Source organism: Pseudomonas sp. TAE6080 (assembly GCF_018732265.1).
Taxonomy (GTDB): Bacteria; Pseudomonadota; Gammaproteobacteria; order Pseudomonadales; family Pseudomonadaceae; genus Aquipseudomonas; species Aquipseudomonas brenneri.
Genome location: NZ_JAHIDY010000006.1, coordinates 44,040 through 59,329 on the forward strand (window position 1 = coordinate 44,040; position 15,290 = coordinate 59,329).

The 15,290-nt window shown below is 61.3% G+C and carries 15 protein-coding genes; 10 read left to right on the forward strand and 5 right to left on the reverse strand.

Going from position 1 to position 15,290, the window contains the following annotated elements; genetic code table 11:
- Positions 1-26: 26 nt before the first annotated feature.
- Positions 27-545, reverse strand: a complete 519-nt coding sequence (locus KL786_RS06605) for a GNAT family N-acetyltransferase (RefSeq protein ID WP_215517089.1) — start codon at positions 543-545, stop codon at positions 27-29.
- Between the two features lie 314 nt (positions 546-859).
- Between KL786_RS06605 and KL786_RS06610 the strand changes: the two genes are divergently transcribed.
- On the forward strand, positions 860-1,195 hold the full coding sequence (locus KL786_RS06610; RefSeq protein WP_215517090.1) for a ComEA family DNA-binding protein: 336 nt from the start codon (positions 860-862) through the stop codon (positions 1,193-1,195).
- A gap of 17 nt (positions 1,196-1,212) precedes the next feature.
- Here KL786_RS06610 and KL786_RS06615 read toward each other — a convergent pair whose 3' ends face one another.
- The 3 genes from KL786_RS06615 to eat form a co-directional block, all read right to left on the reverse strand.
- Positions 1,213-1,803: a TetR/AcrR family transcriptional regulator gene (locus tag KL786_RS06615; protein WP_215517091.1), complete on the reverse strand. Its 591-nt coding sequence runs from the start codon at positions 1,801-1,803 to the stop codon at positions 1,213-1,215.
- A 127-nt stretch (positions 1,804-1,930) separates the two neighbouring features.
- Positions 1,931-2,098 carry a DUF2897 family protein gene (locus tag KL786_RS06620; RefSeq protein ID WP_003172675.1) on the reverse strand — a complete coding sequence of 56 codons (168 nt, stop codon included), beginning with the start codon at positions 2,096-2,098 and terminating at the stop codon, positions 1,931-1,933.
- A gap of 111 nt (positions 2,099-2,209) precedes the next feature.
- On the reverse strand, positions 2,210-3,574 hold the full coding sequence (gene eat, locus KL786_RS06625; protein ID WP_215517092.1) for an ethanolamine permease: 1,365 nt from the start codon (positions 3,572-3,574) through the stop codon (positions 2,210-2,212).
- 298 nt (positions 3,575-3,872) lie between these two features.
- On the opposite strand from eat, the gene kdpF reads away from it, so the two are divergent.
- The 6 genes from kdpF (at position 3,873) to KL786_RS06655 (ending at position 11,876) form a co-directional block, all read left to right on the forward strand.
- A complete protein-coding gene (gene kdpF / locus KL786_RS06630; protein WP_032863112.1) occupies positions 3,873-3,962 on the forward strand; it encodes a K(+)-transporting ATPase subunit F in 90 nt (29 codons plus the stop codon).
- A gap of 8 nt (positions 3,963-3,970) precedes the next feature.
- Positions 3,971-5,665, forward strand: coding sequence for a potassium-transporting ATPase subunit KdpA (kdpA, locus tag KL786_RS06635; RefSeq protein WP_215517093.1), 1,695 nt, complete (start codon positions 3,971-3,973; stop codon positions 5,663-5,665).
- Between the two features lie 5 nt (positions 5,666-5,670).
- Positions 5,671-7,734 (forward strand): potassium-transporting ATPase subunit KdpB, encoded by a 2,064-nt coding sequence (gene kdpB / locus KL786_RS06640; RefSeq protein ID WP_215517094.1) that lies wholly within the window; start codon positions 5,671-5,673, stop codon positions 7,732-7,734.
- 63 nt (positions 7,735-7,797) lie between these two features.
- Positions 7,798-8,343, forward strand: coding sequence for a potassium-transporting ATPase subunit KdpC (gene kdpC / locus KL786_RS06645; protein ID WP_215517095.1), 546 nt, complete (start codon positions 7,798-7,800; stop codon positions 8,341-8,343).
- 136 nt (positions 8,344-8,479) lie between these two features.
- Positions 8,480-11,131, forward strand: coding sequence for a DUF4118 domain-containing protein (locus KL786_RS06650; RefSeq protein ID WP_215517096.1), 2,652 nt, complete (start codon positions 8,480-8,482; stop codon positions 11,129-11,131).
- A gap of 49 nt (positions 11,132-11,180) precedes the next feature.
- Positions 11,181-11,876, forward strand: a complete 696-nt coding sequence (locus KL786_RS06655; protein WP_065942601.1) for a response regulator — start codon at positions 11,181-11,183, stop codon at positions 11,874-11,876.
- A 124-nt stretch (positions 11,877-12,000) separates the two neighbouring features.
- On the opposite strand, the gene KL786_RS06660 is transcribed toward KL786_RS06655, so the two are convergent.
- A complete protein-coding gene (locus tag KL786_RS06660) occupies positions 12,001-13,038 on the reverse strand; it encodes a patatin-like phospholipase family protein (protein ID WP_215517097.1) in 1,038 nt (345 codons plus the stop codon).
- Between the two features lie 216 nt (positions 13,039-13,254).
- On the opposite strand from KL786_RS06660, the gene KL786_RS06665 reads away from it, so the two are divergent.
- From KL786_RS06665 to KL786_RS06675, 3 genes are all read left to right on the forward strand, one after another.
- The gene (locus KL786_RS06665; protein WP_215517098.1) at positions 13,255-13,533 is read left to right on the forward strand and encodes a hypothetical protein; all 279 of its coding nucleotides are present in this window, start codon (positions 13,255-13,257) and stop codon (positions 13,531-13,533) included.
- Between the two features lie 95 nt (positions 13,534-13,628).
- Positions 13,629-14,390, forward strand: coding sequence for a CHAD domain-containing protein (locus KL786_RS06670; protein ID WP_215517099.1), 762 nt, complete (start codon positions 13,629-13,631; stop codon positions 14,388-14,390).
- A gap of 102 nt (positions 14,391-14,492) precedes the next feature.
- Positions 14,493-15,290, forward strand: a complete 798-nt coding sequence (locus tag KL786_RS06675) for an acyl-CoA thioesterase (protein WP_215517100.1) — start codon at positions 14,493-14,495, stop codon at positions 15,288-15,290.

Sequence of the window (15,290 nt, forward strand, 5' to 3'; positions counted from 1 at the left end):
CAGGCATAATGCCTGGCAAGTTGGTTCTATATTTTGCTCGATAGACGGGCTTTAGTTTGATTAACAGCATCTTTTTTGATTTCAAAGAGATAGTCGAGTTCGGTTTCACCTGTCTTGAATGCTCCCATTTTTTCGTGAAATGAGATTACTCGATCATTTCCTTTTCTAACTTCAAAGTGTGACTTTTCAAATTCAAGATGTTCAAAGGCAAACTGGTACACCAAGAAAGCACTTTCCAAAGCAGCAAATCTGGTTTTGTCTTCGTTGAGAATCCAGCTGCCCCAAGAAAATGAGCTTCCTTTAAAGTCATAAAGTCTGACGGTGCCGCAAGGTACGCCGTCAAGGCGCTCAATGATGAAGTAGTATTGAGCACCTTTCTGCTCATCGCTCTTATACTTGTTGATCCACTCTCTCTGAGCCTCAATGCTTGGGGCTACAGAAGACAGGAACTGGTTGTAGTTTTTGTCGAGGCGTAGCTTTAGAACAAATCCAGCATCGTTCTCTTCAATGAGTCGTAGTCTTACAGTTTTAGATTCTAAGTTCATGTTTTTTTCCATTTAACAGGTCGCGTAAATACAGGGTACATGTTTTTCTTTACAGACGCTGGGCCGAAAATTTTTCTTCAGGTTGACAATGCGTAGGTCCGGATGGACATGATACGTCCCTGTGTTTAACTCGAAAAGTTCTATCTATAGTTAAATCAAGAGAATATCGAAACCATTTGTCGATTTTTGAACGTTAAGGCGGGCGCAGCTACATCTTGCAATACCTCAATTTTTGACACCCACCCCACATCACCTAAGTTTGAAAGGCAGCTTCGGAAAGCTGCTTTTCCCACTGATGTCATGGAGCGTCTCTAATGCGTAGATCCGTTTTTTCCTCCCTGGTTTTTGCCGTCCTCACCAGCCTGTCCGTAATAGCCATCGCCGCCCCATCGTCCAAGCCTGAGGCGCAGGTACCGCTCGCGGCCCAGGTGAGTACAACCGAACAAGCAACCCCCAAAATCAACCTCAACGCAGCCGACGCTGAAACCCTGCGCCGCGATTTGTTCGGCATTGGCGCGGCCAAGGCCAAGGCGATCATCGCTTATCGCGAGTCCAATGGGTCGTTCACTGCGGTAGATGAGTTGTTGGAAGTGAAAGGGATCGGCAAGTCACTTCTGGAGAAGAATCGCGACAGGTTGGAGGTTAAGTAATCAAGGCGGGAGGCCGGTCATTGACCGGTCTTTTTTTCGTCTGCGGTTTGTGAGGTGGCCGAGGTTTTCAGGCTTTCCCGCACGACGTCGAGTATGCGTGTTGCCAGTTCCGGATTGTCGACACTACGCGCCAGCACCAATGCGCCTACCAGTGTCGACATGATCACCAGGCTTTGTTCGTCCGCGCTGGGGCTGGCCAATGCGGTTTCGATTTGCTTGAGTCGGGCGTCGAGGACTGTGTCGGTGGTGGGGCTTTGTTGCCCGCGCTGCCCCAGTTCCGATGACATGGTGGGCAATGGGCAGCCTTGGTCGGGGGAGGTGTGGTGCCACTCGGACAAGTAGCTGTCGATGAAGGCTTCCAGCGGTCGTTCCTGGCTGAAGAGCATTTCGCAGTGGGCGTCCAGTTCGGCGGCGGCGGCTTGCAGGGCCTTTTCCACCAGTTCGCCCTTGGATTTGAAGTGGGCGTAGAACCCGCCATGGGTCAGGTTCAGGGCTTTCATCAGGGGTTGCAGGCCGGTGGCGCCGATGCCGTCGCGGCGAAATCGAACCGACGCCTCTTTAATGATGCGCTGGTGGGTTTGAGCTTTGTGATCTTGTGAATAGCGCATTAGAGGGCCCTCTGAAACATCGGGCCATATTAACCAAGGTTCGGTGCTGTTTCTCGGCTGTATTACAAAATATCTGAACCGATTCGCCTGGCGTGCTGCCGGTAAGGGTCAGCACGGGGCGTTGGTTTCAGCGATCCTGCGCGTCCTTGGCGTCGGCCTGAGCATTGCGTTCGGCGACACGTTTGCGTTGTTCGTCGGTCAATTCCACTTTGTTGGCGCTGTCACGCAGCATCATCAAGCCACCAACGATCGAACCAATGGCGACCACCATGATCAACCAGGCATACCAGGGCATAGGGCTCTCCTTGAGGCCGACTGCCATGGGGAAGATTCCCCACGGCACTATCAGCTTTGAGTGACGACGTTCGTCAGTCGTTCCATTGTAGGCCCGTTCTGCCTCGCTGGTTTAGAGCCCGGTCAACATGGCATCTGCCGGTGCATCGGCGCGGTCTTGGGCGGTCAGTTGGAAGTAGATGAAACCTACCGCCATGAACCCGAGGAAGATCAGGCCGATCAAGGTGTTGAACCACGCCATGGCCACCAGGCAGACCAGCGCCAGGATCAGCGCAATGGCTGGCACGATTGGGTAGCCCGGTGCGCGGAAGGTGCGCTCCAGCAGCGGTTCGCTCTTACGCAGTTTGAACAGGCTGAGCATGCTCATGATGTACATGACGATGGCGCTGAACACGGCCATGGTGATCATTGCGGCGGTGAGGGTCATGCCGCCGAGGTTGATCAGGCCATCGCTGTAGATCGCGGCGATGCCCACCACGCCGCCGGCGATGATGGCTCGATGGGGTGTCTGGAAGCGCGACAGTTTGGCCAGGGAGGAGGGCAGGTAGCCTGCGCGGGCCAGGGCGAAGAACTGGCGCGAGTAGCCGAGGATGATCCCGTGGAAGCTGGCCACTAGGCCAAACAGGCCGATCCACACCAGCATATGCAGCCAGCCGGAGTTTTCGCCCACCACGGTTTTCATCGCCTGGGGCAATGGGTCGTTGATGTTCGACAGGGTGCGCCAGTCGCCCACGCCGCCAGCAAAGAACATCACGCCCATGGCCAGGATTACCAGGGTCAGGATGCCGCTGATATAGGCCTTGGGAATCGTGCGTTTTGGATCCTTGGCTTCTTCGGCGGCCATGGCGGCGCCTTCGATGGCGAGGAAGAACCAGATGGCGAAGGGGATAGCCGCGAACATCCCGGCAATCGCCGGGGCGCCAAAGGTGTCGGAGCCCGCCCAGCCGTTGAGGGCGAAATTACTGAAACTGAAGGCCGGCGCGACCACGCCCATGAATACCAGCAGTTCGGCCACGGCGAGTACGCATACCACCAGTTCGAAGGTCGCGGCCAGTTTGACCCCGAGAATATTCAACCCCATGAACACGAAGTAAGCCCCGACCGCCGCGTGTTTCGGGTCCAGAGCCGGGAATTGCACATTCAGGTAGGCGCCAATGGCCAGGGCAATGGCCGGGGGGGCGAAGACAAACTCGATCAAGGTGGCCAGCCCGGCGATCAACCCACCTTTCTCGCCGAAGGCCCGGCGGCTGTAGGCAAACGGTCCACCTGCGTGGGGAATCGCGGTGGTCAGTTCGGTGAAGCTGAAGATGAAACAGGTGTACATGGCGGCGACCATCAACGACGTCACCAGGAAACCCAGGGTCCCGGCTACGCCCCAACCATAGCTCCAGCCGAAGTACTCGCCGGAGATCACCAGCCCCACGGCGATGCCCCACAGGTGCAAGGTGCCCAAGGTGGGCTTGAGTTGTGTGTTCATTGTGTTGCTCCCTGAACGGTTTGGAATGTTTCAGGACATTGCAGCGGCCATGCCAGCTTGGAAAAGGGTGTCGTAAAGGGCTGGAACTGTCGTGTGGGAGATAGTCTGTTGTTTGAGACCGTTATTTCGTGCACCAGGGTAGGGCGATAGCGGTCTCAACAGCCCCACAAACCTCACGCCCGCCCCACTCTTTACGCCCTCTTTACGCCCCCTCCACCCCCTCGCCCTCGTTCCTTTACGCCACTCCTGCGGACAATGCCCCCATACGCGGCAGTCGCCGTATGACGGAGAAACTTCCATGAGTGTTCTGGACGGGGTGTCACTGCTATTGGCCGTGGCGCTGTTCATTTATCTGCTGGTTGCGCTGTTGCGCGCGGACCGGGGCTAGGAGCGGCTATGCACAGTTATGACTATTGGCTGATCATCGCCTTCTTCGCCGTGGTGCTGGTTCCGGCGCCATTTCTGGGGCGGTTCTACTACAAGGTGATGGAAGGGCAGCGCACCTGGCTTACGCCGGTGTTCGGGCCGGTCGAGCGCGTTTGTTATCGCGTGGCTGGGGTCGATGCGCAGCAAGAGCAAAGTTGGCAGAAGTACATGTTGGCCCTGCTGGCCTTCAACCTCGCCGGATTTTTACTACTCTTTGCGATCCTGCTCTTCCAGGACTACTTGCCCCTCAACCCGCAGCAATTGCCCGGGCAGGAGTGGACGCAGGCGTTCAACACCGCGGTCAGTTTCATGACCAACACCAACTGGCAGTCCTACAGCGGTGAGGCGACTCTCAGCTACCTGAGCCAGATGGTCGGCCTGACCGTGCAGAACTTTGTCAGTGCGGCCACTGGCCTTGCCGTCCTCGTCGCTCTTTGCCGTGGGATTGGTCGTAAGTCCGCCAGCACCTTGGGCAATTTCTGGGTGGACATGACCCGCGCCACCCTCTATGGCCTGTTGCCGTTGTGCCTGGTACTGGCGTTGTTCCTGGTGTGGCAGGGCGTGCCGCAAACCTTCGCCCACTACGTTGATGCGCTGACCCTGCAAGGCGTCGATCAGGTGATCCCGCTCGGCCCGGCTGCCAGCCAGATTGCGATCAAGCAACTGGGGACCAATGGCGGTGGCTTCTTTGGTGTCAACTCGGCACACCCGTTCGAAGATCCGACGGCCTGGGCCAACCTGTTTGAAGTGGCGGCGATCATCATGATTCCGGTGGCGCTGGTGTTCACCTTTGGCCACTACGTCAAGGACCTGCGCCAGAGCCGCGCAATCCTTGGCTGCATGCTTGCGCTGTTCCTGATTGGCGGCTCGGTGTCGTTGTGGTCCGAGTATCAGCCCAACCCGACCCTGAACAACCCGGCCGTCGAGCAGACTGCACCGCTGGAAGGCAAGGAAGCGCGCTTCGGCACCACCGGTACGGTGCTGTGGTCGGTGACTACCACGGCGGCGTCCAACGGTTCGGTCAACGGCATGCAGGATAGCCTCAGCCCCCTGAGCGGGATGGTGGCGCTGGTCAACATGATGGTCGGCGAAGTGATCTTCGGCGGTGTCGGTGCCGGCATGTACGGCATGTTGCTCAACGTGCTGATCGCGGTATTCCTCGCCGGCTTGATGATTGGTCGCACCCCGGAATACCTCGGCAAGAAACTCCAGGCCCGGGAAGTGCAACTACTGGTGGTGACCCTGCTGGTGATGCCCGTGGGCGTGCTGGTGCTCAGCGCGATTGCCGCCAGCGTGCCGGCTACCGCCGCGACCATCACCAACCCCGGGCCCCATGGCTTCAGCCAGTTGCTGTACGCCTACACCTCGGCCAGTGCCAACAACGGCTCGGCGTTTGCTGGCCTTGGCGCCAACACGCCGTTTCACAACCTGATGCTGGGCTTGGGCATGTTGATCGGGCGCTTCGGCTACATCCTCCCGGTGCTGGCCCTGGCCGGCAGCCTGGCGATGAAGAAAAGCGCACCGATTGGCCAGAACAGTTTCCCGACCCACGGCCCGTTGTTCGTGACGTTGTTGACCGTGACCATATTGCTGGTGGGCGGCCTGACGTTCCTGCCGACGCTGGCACTGGGTCCTATCGCTGAACACCTGAGCATGGGCTTCTAAGGGGTATGAACATGAATATGCCTGTAAACAATGCCGCTCCGGTCAAGACTCAGGAGCCGGCGAAAACCGCGATCTCCGCCCTGTGGCGCCCGGCGCTGGTCCAGGCGTTCGTCAAGCTGGACCCGCGCCAGTTGAAGCGTTCGCCGGTGATGCTGGTGGTCGAATTGACCGCGATCCTCACCACCGTGCTGTGCCTGGTGCCGGACAGCAGCGTACCGACTTTTGTCGCGGTGCAGATTGCCCTGTGGCTGTGGTTCACCGTGCTGTTCGCCAACTTCGCCGAAGCCTTGGCCGAAGGTCGCGGCAAGGCCCGCGCCGACAGCCTCAAGGCCGGCAGTGAGGGCCTCAGCGCTCGGCGTAAAGAGGCTGATGGCAGCTTCAAGGTGGTGCCCGCCACCAGCCTGCGCAAAGGTGATGTGGTGCGGGTTGCGGCCGGGGAAATGATCCCAGGCGACGGTGAAGTCATCGAAGGCATCGCGGCGGTCAATGAAGCGGCGATTACCGGTGAGTCCGCACCGGTGATCCGCGAATCCGGCGGCGACCGCTCGGCCGTCACCGGCAATACCCGGTTGGTCTCGGACTGGCTGGTGATTCGCATCACCGCCAACCCTGGCGAGTCGACACTGGACCGCATGATCGCCCTGGTCGAAGGCGCCAAGCGCCAGAAAACCCCCAACGAAGTGGCGCTGGATATCCTGCTGATCGGCCTGACCCTGATCTTCCTGTTGGTAGTGGTGACCTTGCAGCCGTTCGCCCATTTCGCCAATGGCAGCCTGCCGCTGGTGTTTCTGGTGGCGCTGCTGGTCACGCTGATTCCGACCACCATCGGTGGCCTGTTGTCGGCCATCGGCATCGCCGGCATGGATCGCCTGGTGCGCCTCAACGTGATCGCCAAGTCCGGTCGCGCCGTGGAAGCTGCGGGGGACGTGCATGTGCTGTTGCTGGACAAGACTGGCACCATCACCTTCGGTAATCGGCGCTGCGCTGGCATCTATGCTGCGCCTGGCGTCAACGGCAAGGAGTTGGCCGAAGGTGCGCTGCTGGCCTCGCTGGCGGACGATACGGCCGAAGGTAAATCCATCGTCGAATACCTGCGTGCCCTGCATCCGTACACCGAGCCCTCTGTGCAAGAGCTGACCGGTGTGCCGTTCAGCGCCGAAACGCGCTTGTCCGGTGTGGACTATCAAGGCCGCATTTACCGTAAAGGTGCTGTCGATTCGCTGCTGGCGTTTATCGGCCAGAAACGCCAGGACCTGTTGCCGGCGCTGTCCCGGGAAATCGACAAGATCGCCCAGAGTGGTGGCACCCCGTTGCTGGTGTGTGCCGACGGTAAACTGCTCGGCGCGATCCACCTCAAGGACGTGGTCAAGCCCGGCATTCGCGAGCGCTTTGCCGAGTTGCGCAAGCTGGGGATCCGCACGGTGATGGTGACCGGCGACAACCCATTGACCGCCGCCGCGATTGCCGCCGAAGCGGGTGTGGATGATGTGCTGGCGGAAGCCACGCCGGAGAAGAAACTGGCGCGTATCCGTCACGAGCAGAACGACGGGCGCCTGGTGGCCATGTGTGGCGACGGAGCCAACGACGCGCCGGCCCTGGCCCAGGCGGATGTCGGCATGGCGATGAATGACGGCACCCAGGCGGCACGCGAGGCGGCGAACATGGTCGACCTCGACAGCGACCCGACCAAGCTGCTGGACGTGGTGCAGATCGGCAAGGAATTGCTGGTGACCCGTGGCGCGCTGACCACCTTTTCGATTGCCAACGACGTGGCCAAGTACTTCGCGATCCTGCCGGCGCTGTTCGCCTCGATCTACCCGCAACTGGGCGTGCTCAACGTGATGCACCTGAGCAGCCCGCAGAGCGCGATTCTGTCGGCGATTGTGTTCAACGCGCTGATCATCGTGGTGCTGATCCCCCTGGCCCTGCGCGGTGTACGGGTGCAGGCAGCGAGTGCGGCGGCGTTGCTGCGGCGCAACCTGCTGATCTATGGCGTGGGTGGGCTTTTGGTGCCGTTCGCCGGGATCAAGGCGATCGACATGCTGCTGACCGCGCTGCACTTGGTCTGACCCAACCCTGTAGGTGCCGGCAAGCCGGCTCCTACAGGTCACGAATCAATTGAGGAAGATGAAATGTCCAGTACGATCCGTCCGGCCATAAGCCTGTTGGTACTGATGACCCTGATCACTGGCGTCGCCTATCCGCTGGTGGTGACCGGCGTCGCCCAGGTCGCTTTTCCCGACCAGGCCAATGGCAGCCTGGTGCGTGATGCCGAAGGCAAGGTGCGCGGTTCCAGCCTGATTGCCCAGCAATTTACCGGTGACAGTTGGTTCCACTCGCGGCCTTCGGCAGGTGCGTTTGCCACCGTCTCCAGCAGCGCCAGCAACCTTGGCCCGAGCAATCCGGCGCTGGCGGCGCGGGTGTTTGACGACGCCGCTAAAATTCAGGTGCCAGGCCAGGGCCCCGTGCCCCTGGCGCTATTGACGACCTCCGGCAGTGGTCTTGATCCACACTTGCCACCGCAGGCAATTGCCTATCAACTGGCGCGGGTGGCGGCGGCGCGGCAGTTGCCGGTGTCGACCCTGGAGCGCTTGATGGACGAGCATATCGAGCAACCGCTGGTGGGGCCGCCGGTGGTGAATGTACTGGCGCTGAACATGGCGCTGGAAAAGCTGTAACTCCCTGTAGGAGCGAGCTTGCTCGCGAAAAGCTCAAGTGCACCGCGTTCATCCTGGATAACCGCGGCGCCCTCAGGTTTTTCGCGAGCAAGCTCGCTCCTACAATGGCTCTATTGACCTTGAGAGACCTTTGCACATGAGTGACTCCGGCCGCGCCGACGCCCTTCTAGCCGACCTACCCAAGCACGGCCGTGGCCGGCTCAAAGTATTCCTCGGCGCCGCCCCTGGCGTGGGCAAGACCTACGCGATGCTCCAGGCTGCCCACACCCAACTGCGCCAGGGCGTCAAAGTGGTGGCCGGGGTGGTCGAGACCCACGGCCGCGCCGAGACCGAGGCCTTGCTCGGTGGCTTGCCCCAGCAGCCGTTGCTGCGCTCGGAATACCGCGGGGTGATGCTCGAAGAGATGGACCTCGACGGCTTGCTCGCCACCAAGCCCAAGCTGGTGCTGGTGGACGAACTGGCCCACAGCAACGCCCCGGGCAGCCGCCACGAAAAGCGCTGGCAGGACATCCAGGAACTGCTCTCCGCCGGCATTAACGTGTTCACCACGGTCAACGTCCAGCACCTGGAAAGCCTTAACGATCAGGTGCGCGGCATCACCGGCGTGCAGGTGCGCGAAACCCTGCCGGACTGGGTGTTGCAGGAAGCCGATGAGTTGCTGCTGATCGACCTGCCATCGCGCGAGCTGCTGGAGCGCTTGCGTGACGGCAAGGTCTACGTGCCGGAGCAGGCGCGCGCCGCCATTGATGCGTTCTTTACCCAGACCAACCTTATGGCCCTGCGCGAGTTGGCGATGCAGACGGCCGCCGCCCACGTCGATGACGATTTGGCCCAGGGCTATCGGCAACTGGGCCAGGCCGCTCCCACCGTGCGCGGGCGCCTGCTGGTGGGGGTGGACGGCGATGCCGAGGCCGAGCGCCTGGTACGCCACGCCAGCCGTGTGGCCCAGCGCCGGCATTTGCCCTGGAGCCTGGTGCATGTGGACAACGGCCGGGTGCGTGACGAACAGTCTCGGCTGCGCCTGCAAAACGCCCAGCAATTGGCCGAGCGCCTGGGCGGTGAAGTGGTGTTGTTGCGTGCTGGGGAGGTGGCCAAGACGTTGATCCAGCACGCAGCCGAACGTCGTGCCAGCCTGGTGCTGGTCGGGCAGTCGCGTCCGCGCTGGTGGCGCAGGATCTTCGGTGGCGGCTTGGCCGCGCGCTTGTTGCGCAATGCCCGGGGCCTGGAAATCAACGTCCTCGACAGCGATGAAACGCCGGTGCCACCACGCTTGCCCGAGGTGCGAGGCCTGGTGTGGTTCGACTACGCCCTGGCGCTGCTGGCGACCGTGCTGGCCAGTGCGTTGGCGTGGGGCGTATCAAGTGTCCTGCCGCTGCCCAATATCTCCCTGGTGTTCCTCGCCGCGGTGCTGCTGGTGGCGGTTCGCAGCAGCCTGGGCCCGGCATTGGCCTGTGCGGCGCTGTCGTTCCTGACCTATGACTTTTTGTTTATCCCGCCGAACTTCTCCTTCGCCATCCAGCGTGAAGAAGATGTGCTGACGCTGTTGTTTTTCCTGCTGATGGCCGCGCTCACCGGCAACCTGGCTGCGCGCCAGCGTCGGCAATTGCAGGCCCTGCGCGACACCCAGGAAGAAACCAGCGAGCTGCTCGACCTGTCGCGAAAACTCACCGCCGCCACCGACCGCCAGGCGGTGATCAGCGCAGCGGCCCATCATCTGCAGGGCTGGAGCGATTTGCAGCTGTGCCTGGTCAATCGCGACGGGCTCAGTGACTGGAAGGTCGAGACCGGTGGCCCGATCACCTTCACCGAGGCCGAGCGCGCCGCCGCCGACTGGGCCTGGCAGCACGACCAGCCGGCAGGCATGGGCACCGGGACCTTGCCATTTGGGCGTTGGTGGTGGTGGCCGTTGTCCGCCGAAAATGGTCCGTTGGGCCTGCTCGGTGTCAGCCCCAAGGCCGGCCTGGAACTCAGTGGTCAACGCCGGCGTCTGCTCACGGCCTTGAGCCAGCCATTGGCCCAGGCGCTGGCCCGTGCTCAGTTGGCGCAGAATCTGGAGGCGGCCCGTTTGCATGGCGAGACTGAACAACTGCGCAGTGCCTTGCTGGCTTCGGTGTCCCATGATTTACGCACGCCGCTGACCTCCATGCGTGGCAGCATCGACAGCCTGCTGGCCCTGGGCGAAGCCATTCCCCTGGAAGATCGCCGCGAACTGCTGGAAGGCACTCGCGATGAAGCCGAGCGCCTGGACCGCTATATCCAGAACCTGCTGGACATGACCCGTCTCGGCCACGGCGCCTTGAAGCTGGCGCGGGACTGGGTGTCGCCCGGTGATATCGTCGGCAGTTCCCTCGGCCGTTTGCGCGCGGTGCTGGCGCCGTTGCAGGTGAGCACCGATGTGCCGGCCGAGTTGCCATTGCTGTATGTACACGCCGCCTTGATCGAGCAGGCGTTGGTCAATGTCCTGGAAAACGCCGCGCGCTTTTCACCGCCCCATGGCCGCTTGCAACTGCGTGCCGGCGTGGCGGAGCAAGCGTTGTTTTTCTCGGTCAGTGACGAAGGCCCGGGGATTCCCGAGGAGGAGCGGGCGAAGATTTTCGACATGTTCTACACCGCTGCGCGCGGCGACCGGGGCGGCCAGGGCACCGGGCTCGGTCTGGCAATCTGCCAGGGCATGGTCGGTGCCCACGGCGGGCATATCAGCGTGACCGAGGGCATCGAGGGGCGGGGCACATGCATCACTTTGTTCCTGCCGTTGCAGGCGCAGCCAAGCCTGGACAGTGAAGCGTGATACCCGGTGCGCTACTCTTATCTTTTTTTAGCGATTGTGACGGAACACCATGAGCCAGACTGCGACGATTTTGGTCATTGATGACGAGCCGCAGATCCGCAAGTTCTTGCGCATCAGCCTGGCCTCCCAAGGCTACAAAGTGCTGGAGGCCGGAACCGGTGCCGAAGGACTGGCCCAGGCGGCATTGAACAAACCGGACCTGCTGGTGCTGGACCTGGGCCTGCCGGACATGGACGGCCAACAGGTGCTGCGCGACTTGCGCGAATGGTCGACGGCCCCGGTGCTGGTGTTGTCGGTACGTGCCAGCGAAGGGCAGAAGGTCCAGGCACTGGACGGTGGCGCCAACGACTATGTGACCAAGCCGTTTGGCATCCAGGAGTTCCTGGCCCGGGTCCGTGCATTGTTACGCCAGGCACCTGCTGGAGAAGCCCAACAGGCGGCGCTGCAGTTTGGCCCGTTGACGGTGGACCTGGCCTATCGGCGGGTGTTGCTGGACGGGGCCGACGTGGCCCTGACCCGCAAGGAATATGCCGTGCTGGCGCAACTGGCGCGCCATCCCGGCCGGGTGATCACCCAGCAGCAGTTGCTCAAGGATATCTGGGGGCCGACTCACACCGAAGACAGCCACTACCTGCGGATTGTGGTGGGGCACTTGCGTCAGAAACTGGCGGATGACCCGACCCAGCCGCGGTTTATCGTGACCGAGGCGGGGGTGGGGTATCGGTTGTTGGGGGCTGAGGGCTGAGGGATTGTGGTTGCTGGGCCGGCCTCATCGCGAGCAAGCCCGTTCCCACCTTTTGAATGCATTCACAAATCTAAATGTGGGAGTGGGCTTGCCCGCGATAGGGCCCCAAGCCCCATCGAAGATCTCAACCCTGCTCACTCTCATACCGATCCAGCGTATCACTGGCAATCTCGCGCCCCAGCGCGATCAATTCCGGTGCCTTGTAGAACTCGAAGAACCGGCACACCCGCTTGGGCACGTTGATCAGCACATCCGGCGGATAACCGGCGATCTTGTACTGCGCCAACGATGTCTGCATCACCTCGAAACTCTGGTTGATCAAATCCAGCAGCGACGCCGGCCCGACGTTGTCGATGATGAACGAGCCGGTAGCGGATTTCGGTGCGCCGGCAGCTTGCGGCGCGGCAGCCGGTTGCTGGGCCTCAGGCTCGGCGCCTTCGAGCCATGGATTGATATCGGCGGCTTGCGCCTGTAGCGCTTCCTGCTCCAGCAGCAACAAGTTCTCGGCTTGTTTGCGCCGAAACGGCAAGTGCGAGCCCAATGAACGCACCAGGCTGTCGAAGCGGCTTTTGAACGCCGGTGGGCGCTGGATCACCGGCAGTTTGTAATGCTTCTGGTTGGTGGCGTTGAGGTTGACCGCAATGATCAAGTCGCAATGGCTCGACACCACCGGCACGATGGGCAGCGGGTTGAGCAGGCCGCCGTCCACCAGCATGCGGTTGCCTTGCATCACCGGGGTAAACAGGCTGGGAATCGCCGCCGAGGCTCGCATGGCCTGGTGCAGGCAGCCTTCCTGGAACCAGATTTCCTGCTGGTTGGTCAGGTCGGTGGCCACCGCCGTGTAGGGAATGCGCAGGTCCTCGATATTGATCTCGCCGACGATCTTGCGGATCTGCCCGAAGACTTTTTCGCCGCGTATCGCCCCCAGGCGAAAGCTCACATCCACCAGGCGCAACACGTCCAGATAGTCCAGGCTTTCGATCCAGTTCCGATAGTCTTCAAGCTTGCCTGCCGCATAGACCCCGCCCACCACCGCACCCATGGAGCAGCCGGCGATACAGGCGATTTCATAGCCGCGTCTTTCGATCTCTTCGATCACCCCGATATGGGCATAACCCCGCGCACCGCCGGAGCCCAGGACCAATGCAACACGTTTTTTCATGACCGAATCCTTCGCAAAACAGCTGTCCACAATGCACCCATCGAGGGGGCTGCTTCAATCCTAGCTGACAAGAGTGATTATTTTCAGAAGCCGAGCTATTTGCTCGGGTATGCTTTGGCCATCGGCGCTGGGCATTTCAGGCTGTGTGATAAGGCACTTTTCGATGTAGGCAACGTCTACATCCCACGACTGTTTTCTTTTCTTGAGGTGTCATTGATGAAAGCCTGGATGTGTTTGCCTGTGATCGTACTGGCCTTGGCCGGTTGTGCTGGTAAAACGGCTTATCGCGATAGTTGTGGCAGCCAGTTGGATTCTGCCTGGCGTGAGCTGGACTTGGCCAAGGCTGAAGGTTTTGCCGGGACGGTCAGCTATTCCAAGGCCCTGTCGTTGCTGACCGGCGCCAAGACCCAGCAACAATTCGAAGCGTTCGAAGGGTGCGCCAGTAAAGCGCAAAAAGCCCGTTTCTATATCCGTGAGTCGCGCGCCGGGCGTTGATCCGAGTCAGCGCAACACGCCGGGGTAGTGGTTAAGGTGGTTCCAGGCGCCTGTTTTGCGCAGGCGTATGGACGTTGTTTAACAGGGGAAGCAGCATGTCGGCGTTGGTGGATCAGTTGGTCGCCCAGGTCATTGGCCTGGAAGTCGGATTGTTGAGTTGCCAGGCACGCCTGGCGGCGGTGACCGATGACGAGGCGTTGCACGACTTGCGCACCACCGTGCGGCGCCTGCGCAGCCTGTTGCGGCCCTTGCGCGGGCTGCCCGGTGTCGAGCAACTGGAAGCGGCCGCCAGCGCGGTCGGCCAATTGACCACGCCACTGCGCGACCGTGAAGTGCTGGCGGCGTACTTGCAGCAGCACGGCTATCACGAAGCGGCGGCGCGGCGCCTGCGCCAGCAGCCACAAACCTATCGACAGGTGGCGCACAGCCCGCAAGTCGCACACCTGCTGCTGATCCTGGATGCCTTTCCCCGCTTTATCCGCGCGTCCGATCACCAAAAATTGCTCAAGGGGCTGCAGGCGCGCATCGAAAAGCGGTTGGCCAAGCAGTGGCAAACCCTCGATGAGGCCCTGCACGATCCCGGTCACGACCGCCATCGCCTGCGCTTATTGATCAAGCGCGTGCGTTACGCGGCCGAGGCTTATCCGCAATTGGGGCAATTGCCGGCCAAGGCCATGTCCCGTCTCAAGTCCGCCCAAGGCGCGCTGGGGGATTGGCATGACTGCTGGCAATGGCTGGCGCAGGCGGAACATCAGGCGGATCTGCAACCTTGTGTTGCGGTCTGGCATCGCACCATGGCCCAGGCCGAAGGCAAGGCGGATCGGGTGCTGGATAAGCTGGCGGCGGAGTGTTTCTGATCCGGCGGCTTATCTGTCCGGTTTTTTGGCCGGAATAAGCGCTGTACCTGACTGGCACGCTGGTTAAGATCGCACAATCGATTTTCTTGATGTGAGGTCGCCATGCGCTTTAGTGATTTGCTCGACGCCGCCCGTAATAACCCGTTGGACGTGTCTATCCCGGCCGAGTGGGCCCAGGGCCGCGCCACGTTTGGCGGGCTGGTCGCCGCTTTGCAATACGAAGCCCTGCGCGCCCAGGTGCCGGCAGACCGCCCGTTGCGGTCGTTGGCCGTGACCTTTGTCGGGCCGGTGGCGCCAGACGTATCGGCCAGCTATCAAGTGGAAGTGCTGCGCGAAGGCAAGGCGGTCAGCCAGTTGCTGGGGCGAGTGGTGCAGGGTGGTGAAGTCATGACCCTGGTCCAGGCCAGTTTCGGCGCATCGCGCCCTTCGGAGATCGATGTGCAGGCGTTGCCGGCGCCGACCTTCAAGCATTGGGACGAGTGCCAGGAACTGCCGTATATCAAAGGTGCGACCCCCGAGTTCATGCGGCACCTGGCGATGCGCTGGAGCGTCGGCGGCTGGCCGTTCACCGGCAACAAGTCGCGGGACATGGGCGGCTGGGTACGTTTGCGTGGGGATGTGAAGGAGGAACCCTTGACCGAAGCGCATATCCTCGCGCTGGTGGATGCCTGGCCGCCGGCCCTGCTACCGCACCTGAAGCGGCCTGCCCCGGGCAGCACCCTGACCTGGACCATCGAGTTCATCCAGCCGCTGGCGCAGTTGACGACCCTGGACTGGTGCCAGTACCACGTCGAGATCGAGCATGCCCGTGATGGCTACGGGCATGCCGCTGCCAAGCTATGGGGGCCAGACGGCCAGTTGATCGCCATCAGCCGGCAGACCGTGGTGGTATTCGCCTGA